At 72.4% G+C, this 8,894-nt stretch carries 10 protein-coding genes, 1 tRNA gene and 2 pseudogenes; 4 read left to right on the top strand and 9 right to left on the bottom strand.

The features are described 5' to 3' along the window. Positions 1-161, top strand: a pseudogene (locus tag M8330_RS22850) (IS30 family transposase); the annotation flags it as partial. A 35-nt stretch (positions 162-196) separates the two neighbouring features. Here the strand turns inward: M8330_RS22850 and M8330_RS21310 are convergent. Next, on the bottom strand, positions 197-1,000 hold the full coding sequence (locus tag M8330_RS21310; protein ID WP_250828987.1) for a nucleotidyltransferase domain-containing protein: 804 nt from the start codon (positions 998-1,000) through the stop codon (positions 197-199). Positions 1,001-1,071: 71 nt separating this feature from the next. Next, positions 1,072-2,157, bottom strand: a complete 1,086-nt coding sequence (locus tag M8330_RS21305) for an ABC transporter permease (RefSeq protein WP_250828986.1) — start codon at positions 2,155-2,157, stop codon at positions 1,072-1,074. Positions 2,158-2,256: 99 nt separating this feature from the next. Here M8330_RS21305 and M8330_RS21300 point away from each other — a divergent pair, with 99 nt between their 5' ends. Beyond that, positions 2,257-2,835 carry a TetR/AcrR family transcriptional regulator gene (locus M8330_RS21300; protein ID WP_250828985.1) on the top strand — a complete coding sequence of 193 codons (579 nt, stop codon included), beginning with the start codon at positions 2,257-2,259 and terminating at the stop codon, positions 2,833-2,835. Positions 2,836-2,911: 76 nt separating this feature from the next. Here M8330_RS21300 and M8330_RS21295 read toward each other — a convergent pair whose 3' ends face one another. The 3 genes and pseudogenes from M8330_RS21295 to M8330_RS21285 all read right to left on the bottom strand — a co-directional run. Continuing rightward, positions 2,912-3,727, bottom strand: coding sequence for a CPBP family intramembrane glutamic endopeptidase (locus M8330_RS21295; protein ID WP_250828984.1), 816 nt, complete (start codon positions 3,725-3,727; stop codon positions 2,912-2,914). 37 nt (positions 3,728-3,764) lie between these two features. Then, positions 3,765-4,121 carry a hypothetical protein gene (locus tag M8330_RS21290; protein ID WP_250828983.1) on the bottom strand — a complete coding sequence of 119 codons (357 nt, stop codon included), beginning with the start codon at positions 4,119-4,121 and terminating at the stop codon, positions 3,765-3,767. Position 4,122: 1 nt separating this feature from the next. Next, positions 4,123-4,413: pseudogene (locus tag M8330_RS21285) on the bottom strand (HU family DNA-binding protein); the annotation flags it as partial. 117 nt (positions 4,414-4,530) lie between these two features. On the opposite strand from M8330_RS21285, the gene rpmG reads away from it, so the two are divergent. Together rpmG and M8330_RS21275 are read left to right on the top strand one after the other, a co-directional pair. Continuing rightward, the gene (gene rpmG, locus M8330_RS21280; RefSeq protein WP_250056078.1) at positions 4,531-4,698 is read left to right on the top strand and encodes a 50S ribosomal protein L33; all 168 of its coding nucleotides are present in this window, start codon (positions 4,531-4,533) and stop codon (positions 4,696-4,698) included. Between the two features lie 106 nt (positions 4,699-4,804). Then, the gene (locus M8330_RS21275; RefSeq protein ID WP_250828981.1) at positions 4,805-5,353 is read left to right on the top strand and encodes a GNAT family N-acetyltransferase; all 549 of its coding nucleotides are present in this window, start codon (positions 4,805-4,807) and stop codon (positions 5,351-5,353) included. Between the two features lie 274 nt (positions 5,354-5,627). On the opposite strand, the gene M8330_RS21270 is transcribed toward M8330_RS21275, so the two are convergent. The 4 genes from M8330_RS21270 to M8330_RS21255 all read right to left on the bottom strand — a co-directional run. Next, positions 5,628-6,311 carry a hypothetical protein gene (locus M8330_RS21270; protein WP_250828980.1) on the bottom strand — a complete coding sequence of 228 codons (684 nt, stop codon included), beginning with the start codon at positions 6,309-6,311 and terminating at the stop codon, positions 5,628-5,630. Between the two features lie 68 nt (positions 6,312-6,379). After that, positions 6,380-7,045: a hypothetical protein gene (locus tag M8330_RS21265; RefSeq protein ID WP_250828979.1), complete on the bottom strand. Its 666-nt coding sequence runs from the start codon at positions 7,043-7,045 to the stop codon at positions 6,380-6,382. Positions 7,046-7,893: 848 nt separating this feature from the next. Beyond that, a tRNA-Ala gene (locus tag M8330_RS21260) sits at positions 7,894-7,966 on the bottom strand. 209 nt (positions 7,967-8,175) lie between these two features. Next, positions 8,176-8,894: hypothetical protein (locus M8330_RS21255; protein WP_250828978.1), on the bottom strand; the 719-nt coding region annotated here is incomplete at its 5' end.

Here is an 8,894-nt window from a genome sequence, read left to right as displayed (position 1 = left end):
AGAGCGAGGACCTCTCGTTCTACGGACCCGGGATGCTCGATCAGATCGCCGCCGAGCTCAACGCCCGTCCTCGCAAGACACTGAAGTGGCGCACCCCCGCGGAGGAACTCGACGCACTACTGTCGGGTGAGTCAGATCCACCTGTTGCGACGACAGGCTGAATCCACCCGGCGTGTCGCCTGCAGAACGTCACGGACTATCGCCGCAGGGCACGCACCCGGGTGAGCTGGACGTCGGTCCAGGCGAAGAGGCGTGCGGTGAGCTCGAGGTCGAGGAGGTCGCCGGAGGGCCCGCGGCCGGGCAGCATCCCCTCCACCGTGTCGGCGACGGCGGGCGGCAGGTCGCGGCGCAGGTACCGCAGGCCGTAGTCGTGGCGCTCGGGGCAGTGCTCCAGGCGCAACAGGCGGACGAGGGGGTGCAGCCCGAACCGCAGGTGCAGCTCCACCGCCTCGGCCCACTCCTCGCGGACGATGGCCCGGTTGACCAGCCACTCGGCGGTCCCGCGGCGTTGGGCGAGCTGATCGAGCGCCTCGTCCACCGCGTCCGGCGGCACCGGCAGCTCGCGCACCTCGATCAGACCGTCGGGGTCGTGCAGGACGCGGGGGCGGCCGTGCCGGCGCGGGTCGACGACCCGGTGCTCGTCGGAGAGGTCCGAGACGTGCACGTCCAGCAGCACCACGGGCTCCCCCAGCGCGCCGGCGTGCGGCTGCGGGTGCCAGAACGACTGCCGCCCGTCGGGGTAGGTCGCCTCGGGGAGGCGCCACACGTGGTCGAGGGACATCTCCCGCTCGGCGGCGGCCACCAGGTCGTCGTGGACGGCGGCGGCCCGGCCGGGTCGGGCGAGCACCTCGACGTCGAGGTCGGAGAAGTCGTCCCACCCGCCGGTGACCGCGGAGCCGCCGACCCACGCGCAGCGCACGTCGGCGTCCCCGCTCAGCCGGTCGGTCAGCCAGGCCAGCCAGGTGTCGTAGCGCGACAGGTCCGCTCCCCCGAGACTCATCCGGCCAGACTGGCACAGGCCCGCGGCCCCCCAGGGAGCCGGTGGGGCCAGGGAGCCGGTCGAGTCAGGGCTCAGGCCCCGTGGCCCTCCACCGCGGCCTCGGGCCGCCGCTCGACCCCGTGGTCGGGGTCGGCGTCGTGCGCGGACCCACCCGCGCGGCGCGCGTCCCGCGCCCAGGCGAGCAGCGCCAGGGCGAGGCCGCCGACGAACCAGCAGAGCAGGACGACGAGGGCGTGGGTGGCCCCGGCCCCGTCGAAGAAGGCCACGTCGCGCAGCAGGGTGCCGGTGGCGCCCGGCGGGAGCAGCTGGCCGAGCGCGCCCCAGGGGCTGGGGAGCATCTCGGGGGCGCTGGTGAGCCCCGAGAGCGGGTTGCCCAGGAGCACGAGCGCCACCGCCGCCACGCCGAGACCCGCCCCGCCGAACGCGCTGCGCAGGCCGATCACCGCGAAGGCCGTGCCGGCCAGGCCGAGCATCACCGCGAGCGAGGTGAGCAGGTAGTCGCCGTCCAGGGTGCCGACGACGTACTCGAGCGCCGCGGTGAGGCCGAAGGCGCCGACCACGGAGAACCCGGCGGCGGTCAGCATCCGCGAGCGGTGGGAGTGGGTGAGCGCCATGATGACGACGGCGGCGATCCACCCACCCAGCGCCAGCGGGAGCGCGCCGGCGGCGAGCCCGGCTCCGCGGGGGTCGTCGGCAGGGAAGGCCCGCAGCTCGACGACGTCCGCCACCCCACCCTGGGCGGCGGCCATCGAGGTGCCGACCTGCTGGAGGAGCGCGCTCACCTGGGTGCTGGCGGCGCTGGCGACCAGGACGGTCACCGACCCGTCCGCGCCCGGCTCGAGCGCCCCGTAGACCTCGCGGTCGAGGATTGCCGTGCGGGCCGCGTCCTCGTCGTCGAAGCGGGTCACCTCGAAGCCGTCGGCCTCGACCCCGTCCAGCTGGGCCTCGACCGCGGTCGCCACCGGCTCGGGGCCCACGACGCCTACGGGGATGCCGTGCGCACCGGTGTTCGACGCGGGCAGCGCGAAGCACAGGAGCAGCACGACCAGGGCCAGCGTCAGCCCGACGACGGCGACGACGAGGCGTCGCGGGCCGGGGCGTCCCTTCGTCGGCGCCTGCTCCACGACGGCGGTGGGAGCCGCGTCCTTCTCTGCCATACCAACCTCCACAAGATACGGATAGTTTCTTATCGAGGAGACGATAAGGTGCACTCACAAGAAACTGCAAGTTTCTTGTGGCGTGACGAGGAGGACGACGTGGGCACGGTGCGACGACGCGGCGCGGAGCTGGAGACCGCCATCCTGGAGGCGACGCTGGAGGAGCTCGCCGAGCACGGCTACGGCGCGCTCACCTTCGACGGGGTCGCCGCGAGGGCGGGCACCAGCAAGCCGGTGCTGTACCGGCGCTGGCCGTCGCGCTCGGCCCTGGCGTTCGCCGCGGTGCGGCAGGTGGCGACGAGCATCCCCACGCCGAGCACCGGGTCGCTGGCCGGCGACCTGCACGGCGTCCTGGACGAGATGGGCGACCGGATGCCGTCGGTGCTCAGCCGCGCCAGCCTGCTCGGCCTGCTGTCCGACCTCACCGTCGAGGAGGCCACCGCCCTGCCGGTGCTCATGGCCGACGCCGTCAGCCGCATCCTCCAGCCGGTGGTCGAGGCCGCGGTCGCGCGGGGCGAGCTCGGCCCCGATCCCCTCGGCAGCGAGCTGCTGGCCGTGCCGCTGGACCTGGCCCGGCACGACATCCTGCTCCACGGCGGGCTGCCGCGGCCGCGCCGCGACCGCATCGTCGACCTCGTCACCGTGCCACTGTGGCGCGCGGCGAGCGGGGCCGAGTGAGCGGGAGCCGGTGATCGAGGTGCGAGGTCGTCCACGGCCGAGCCTCGAGATCGCCGCACCCGACCAGCGACGTCGGCTACAGCGTGGGAATCCAGTCGACGCGACCGGCGAGCACGGCGTAGCCCACGAAGGCGCCGACGTCGAGCAGGGTGTGGGTGACGACGAGCGGCGTGACGCGGCCCCAGCGGCTGTACAGAGTGCCGAACAGCAGCCCCATCACCAGGTTGCCGACGAAGCCGCCGAGCCCCTGGTAGAGGTGGTAGCTGCCACGCAGGAGGGCCGCCAGGCCGATGGCCGCGCCGGTGCCGAAGCCGAGCTGACGCAGCCTCACCTGCACGAAGCCGAGCACGAGGAACTCCTCGAGCACGGCATTCTCGGCGGCCGCCAGGACGAGCACGGGCACCCGCCACCAGGTCTCACCGAGACCTTGGGCGACGACCGTGAGGTTCGTGCCGAGCGCGTAGGTGGCCAGGTAGAAGATGAGCCCCACGGTGCCGACGGCCGCGGCGAGAGCGGCGCCCCACCCGAGGTCCTTGAGCCAGCCGGCGCCGCGGAACCACACCTCGCGCAGCCGGTCGCCCGAGCGCACGAGCAGGTAGCCGGCCAGCAGCACCGGGATCAGCGCGAACACGATCCGCAGCAGCTGGTAGGTGAGGTCGAGCCAGGGCCGGTCGGGCGCGATCGAGGAGTTGAGGGTGGCCGCCTGGGAGGAGAGGCTCCCCGGCGCTGTCAGGGCCGCCACCAGGCTGACCACGGAGTAGACCGCCGAGCGGCCCAGCGAGACCAGCAGCACCAGTGCCAGCTCGCACCAGAGGAGGGCCTTCGCCATCTCCACCCCGGTGGACGTCGGCAGCACGTCGTGGCTGCTCAGCCACCGGTTCAGGCGGGTCACCCCTCCAGGATGCCCGGTGCTCCAACCGGGCCGGGACTCAGCCCTCGTCCAGCCACCGCTCCACCTGCCGGTAGGCCTCCGCCGTGGAGGCGCCGTCGACCGCGTGGGACGGGCCGTGCGGCCGCAGCCCGGTGCGCGGGTCGCCCGTGCACCGCTGGAGACGGACGGACGGCGCGTCCGGCCCCCGGTCGCGGCAGCCGCCGCGCGGGTGCACGCAGCCCGAGCGCACCAGGACGGCGCGGGGCGTGTGCGCCACGAGCGGGCGCAGTGCCTCGAGCGCGGCGGCGCCGCAGCCCCCGCAGGCCTCGTCGGCGCACACCAGGACGGCGGCCAGCGGCTGCTCGGCTGTGTGCCGCGTCCTGCTCCCGGGGGTCTGCTCGGCGCCGCCGCCCACGTCAGCGCCCCTGCTGGGCGACGGCCTGCTTGAACGGCGCCGCCGGCTTGAACGCGGGCGCCACGGAGGCGGCGATCTCCATCGCCTCACCGGTCTGCGGGTTGCGGCCGGTGCGAGCGGCGCGGGTGCGCGGCTCGAAGGTGCCGAACCCGGGCAGGGAGACCTTCTCGCCGGACGAGACCGCGGCGACCACGGCCCCGAGCAGGGCGGCGACGGCGGTGTCCGCCTGGGTCTGGTTGAGCGAGGCGTCACGGGCGACGGCGTCGACGAGGTCCTTGCGGTTCATGGGGTTGCTCCTTCGGTTCCGGCACCCCGGGTGGGACGCCTGACCTCACCCTGCCACACTGTCGGGAATGATTCTCATTCCTGTGGTGCTGTGTCGCTGCAGGCCCGACCACAGGAGGCACCCATGGCACGCAGCGGCGACGTCCGCCCGAAGATCAAGCTCCGCTCGACCGCCGGCACCGGCTACACGTACGTGAGCACGAAGAACCGCAGGAACGACCCCGACCGGATCGTCCTGCGCAAGTACGACCCGCGCATCCGCCAGCACGTGGAGTTCCGCGAGGAGCGCTGACGCGAGGTGTCGGGGCCTGGGCACCCCAGGCCTCACAGCTCGACAGGCGGGCCCACCGGGGAAACCCGGTGGGCCCGCCTCCTCCTGCTGCGGGAGGATCGGAGGCGTGAGAACCCTGTGGCCCGCTCGGGCGGGCGACCTGGTCCTGCGCCGGCCGCAGCCGTCGGAGCTCGACGACCTGCTCGCGCTGCGCAACGACCCCGCCTGCAACCGCTTCATGATGCGCACCCACGTCGAGCCGGAGACGTTCCGACGGGAGTGGCTCTCCCCCGGCGACGGCGACCACTCCTGCGTGGCCGCGCTCGACGGACGCGTCGTCGCCATCGGCTTCCTCGAGGTCGAGGACGGCATGGGCCAGCCCGGCATGCCGCGGGGCACCCAGGCGAGCATCGGCTACCTCGTCTCGCCGGGCCACTGGGGCCGCGGCGTCGCCTCCGCCCTCGTCGGTGGGCTGCTGACGGCCGCGTTCGACCACCTCGGCCTGCGCCGCGTCACCGCCGGCTGCAACGCCGACAACCACGCCTCGACCCGCGTCCTGGAGAAGAACGGGATGCGGCGCGAGCAGCACGGCGTCGAGGACTCGTGGCACGCCGACCTGGGCTGGGTCGACGGCTACACCTACGCGCTGCTCGCTCGCGAGTGGCGGGCCCGCTGAGGCCGATCTCGCACCGCCCACCCGCGGCAACGACGAAGACCCGCAGCAGACGCTGCGGGCCTTCGGTGTCGGTGGAGCTGAGGGTATTCGAACCCCTGACCTTCTCTCAGGGGCCGCCCGGGATCTCGTTTCATGTCCAGGCGCGCACACCGGCGCGCCGAGTGCGAGACAGTGGCGACCAGGCCCAACGAGATTTGGACCAGCGTGCCAGGAGCGCAAGGGACCTCAACCGGCACAGCCAAATCCAGACTGCCCAAGCAGCAGTGTTGCCTGACTAATTGTCCCAGTAGAACTGGTACGGATAAACCGCGACGTACCGCGCCCCGTCACCCGTGGCGTAGTGGATGTTGATGGCGTTGTTCTTGCTCTCCTTCTCCCCGTCGACCTCGTCCTCGGGGGTGGGCCCGATCCGGAACGCCAGGACGACGCGGGCCGGGTCGGAGGTCGGCGTGGGGTCAGTGCCCGTGCCTCCGTCGGTGCCCGGCAGGCAGTAGTCGGACGCGTCGGGCCAAGTGTCGAACCGCGGCCTGGGACGAGTGATGGCCTTTCGGATGTCTCCCGGGGCCAGGCGGACGCCGGCCACGGTCAACGGGGAGGCGCCCTTCTCGGTGACGAACTCGACGGAGAGGACCGCTACCGGCTCGGCTGCGTGGTTGGTGACCGGGATGATCGCCATCTGCTCCAGCGGGTCTCCCGGCTGGCGCTGCATACCGAGGCCGAAGACGCGGCTGTTCTCGTCCTGGAGCGGCCCTCCCTGCTGCTCGTCGCCGGCAGGTTCGGTGAACTCTGCGCAACTGGTCCCCTCGAACCCCTGCTCCCATGCGCTCAGTGCCTGACTCGTCGCCGGGCTCGTTGTTGGCGTCGGCTCCGAGCTGCCGCTGTCACAGGCGACGAGCGTCCCGGCGGCGAGTACCGCGGCGAAGAGGGCCGAGGCTCTCCTCACCGCGGCGCGACGCACCGACCGGGCGCCTCGTGGCTCTGGGGATTGACGGCCGACCGGGCTGGTCGAAGCGTCGTGGGGCACGTTCACTCCTCTCGGCAGCTGACGACGTCGGTGTCTCCGTCTGTGCGACATCCCCCACCGCCGGTCTTGTCGCGCAAGTTCATGTAGAGCGCAGCGCTTTCCGTGACCAGGTCCTCGTTCCCGCCGATGCAGTACCGGTGCCGCCTCTTGGTCTCGTGGACGATGAGCTTGACGTAGGTGTCTGCTCCGTAGGTGACCGAGACCTTCAGGCTGCTTCCGCCGACGCCACCGGAGACGCCGTTCGTGTACTCGACCCCGTCGGTGGTGATGAACTCCTTCTTGCTGCGGCTGCGGAAGAACCACCCTCCGTCGCTGTCGACAAAACAGCCTCGGAACTGGGCCGCCTTGGAGGCCACCTTGCCGGTCCACTGCCCGGAGGACTCCGCGACGCAGTCCATGTTGAATCCGCCGGCGTAGGGGTTGTACGACGGGCAGGTGTAGCTGTTGGTGACTTGAATCTGCGGGTGGACGGTGACCGCACGGTTCGGCTTCCTCGCGGTTGAGTTCAGCTCTTGGAGACTCCCGAATCCTGTCTCGCCGCTCAGGGAGACCTCGCCGGCGATGGCGCCCTTTCCTCCGTCGACGCCGACTGAGGCTGCGATGGTCGCCTTCGACTTGGCGCCGTAGTAATACTGCGCGGTCACGTGCGGGATGGCCTGAACGAACATGACGCTGGGGTTGGCGATGGACGAGTGCCCGATGGGGTCGCCGGTGGCGACGCCGCGCCCAGCGGTGCGGCTGGCGCTGGAGTACGTACGCGAGGGCACGAACCTCCCACCCACCTTGGTCGTTTCCCGCCCGGCCCGTGTGGTGATCGGTGTCGTTTGAGCTCGGCCCCGTCGCGGCGGCGGGCGACGCCCTTGACGGTGATCTTGTTGTCGGCGCAGCCGCGCAGAGCGGCTTCTGGGTGAGTGGTGCCCTCGGCGGCGGTCGAGGTGGTGTCCGCCGCGGCTGCGGAACCAGCCCCGGTCAGGGCTGAGAGGGCTAGGGCACCGCCAAGGGCGACTGCCGTGATTCGGCGGCACATGGCCGAGCTGCTGCGCTTGGCTGACGCGGGGGGCGCGGTGATGTGAGACACATTTTTCCTTCCCGAGATGTACCCCCACACTTTCCGTCAGGGCCAACTTGAAACGTCGCTCTGCGGGATTGTGGAGGAAGCAGGGACCGTACTGGACCGGCCATTTCTCCGGGGAGCGACTTACTGGTGCGTCGAGGGCGTGTCAGATGGTTTGTGTAGGCCGCTGGAGCGTGACCCGAGTGGTCACCGCAGCCGGCGAGTCCGGCGCCAAAGCTGAGGCGGCCCTCAAGACCCGCCTCAGCGAACGTGCGGCCGCCAGGCGTGACAGAAAGGGCCCCGCACCGATGCTGTGCAGGGGGCCTTCGCCGCCTCCCTGACAGTGCTCCGGGGGCAGGTCTGAGGGTGATTTCGTCGAGTTTCCGTCGAGTGGGCCCCAAACGGACGAGAAACGGCGAAGGGCCGCTTACCTGTTCCCCAGGTGAGCGGCCCTTCTGACGGTGGAGCTGAGGGGATTCGAACCCCTGACCTTCTCATTGCGAACGAGACGCGCTACCAACTGCGCCACAGCCCCATCGCGCCTTGCGGCGCGGTCACAGACGTTAGCACCAGGCCAGGCCGGGCCCCGAATCGGGGCGCTGGCGTCGCGGTCCGGTGCGGCGGTCTCGAGGCTCGTCGCTGACGCTCCTCACACCTCGACCACCGGCAGGCCGTTCCGGACCGCCACCGGCGCCCTCCTGCTGAGGAGGGCGCCGGTGGCGAGGGAAGGTGGGGAAGCGCGGATCAGGAGCCGAGGGCACGGCCGTGGCCGCCCTGGCCCTCGTACCCCTGGCGGCGCGCACGCTCGGCCTCCTCGGCCTCGCGGGCGATGGCGGCGTCGGTCTCGGTGCGACCGGAGGTCCACACGCCGGTGGACTCCAGGTCGAGCTCGGAGACGGAGCGCTGGGCGACGGGCTGGCCGACGTAGCCGGGCACGTGCTCGCGCACGGGGTTCCAGGTGCCGTCGGGGTTGATCGAGCCGGGCTCGACGTCCACGACGACCTGGTCGCCCTGCACGCGGACGACGGCCACCTCGCCGGTCTCGGGGTCGACGGTGGTGCGTGCGACGACCTCCTCGTCCTCCTCCGCGGCCTGCTCGGCCTCGGTGGTGGTGACGACGGGGATGCGCGCCAGCGGCCCGGAGATGCCGGTCTCGCGGCGCACCATCACGCGGCAGGCGACCAGCCACGCGACGAGCAGGACGACGGGTGCGGCCACCCAGCCCCAGGGCAGCGCCGGCGTCGCGGCGAGCACGCCGACGAGCGCGAGGGCAGCCACCAGGGCGATCAGGACGCGGCGGCGCCGGCGCGCAGCACGGTTGGCCGCGTCCCGGCGCTGGCTGGCGGTCATCGCGTCGCGGCGGGCGACGAGCAGCTCGGCGGCCACGAGGCGGTCGTGGGCGCGCTGTGCCCGGCGCTCGGCACGGGCCTCGGCCCGGGCGGCACGCTGCTCCACGGCCGCGG

Source organism: Nocardioides bruguierae (assembly GCF_023656415.1).
GTDB lineage: Bacteria > Actinomycetota > Actinomycetes > Propionibacteriales > Nocardioidaceae > Nocardioides > Nocardioides bruguierae.
This window is presented reverse-complemented; position numbering and strand designations above follow the sequence as displayed.

What these genes read in the sequence shown, in the direction of transcription:
- M8330_RS21310 (WP_250828987.1), bottom strand. Translation starts at nt 1,000, where the DNA reads ATGAGTCTCGGGGGAGCGGACCTGTCGCGCTACGACACCTGGCTGGCC.
- rpmG (WP_250056078.1), top strand. Translation starts at nt 4,531, where the DNA reads ATGGCACGCAGCGGCGACGTCCGCCCGAAGATCAAGCTCCGCTCGACC.
- M8330_RS21265 (WP_250828979.1), bottom strand. Translation starts at nt 7,045, where the DNA reads ATGTTCGTTCAGGCCATCCCGCACGTGACCGCGCAGTATTACTACGGC.
- M8330_RS21305 (WP_250828986.1), bottom strand. Translation starts at nt 2,157, where the DNA reads ATGGCAGAGAAGGACGCGGCTCCCACCGCCGTCGTGGAGCAGGCGCCG.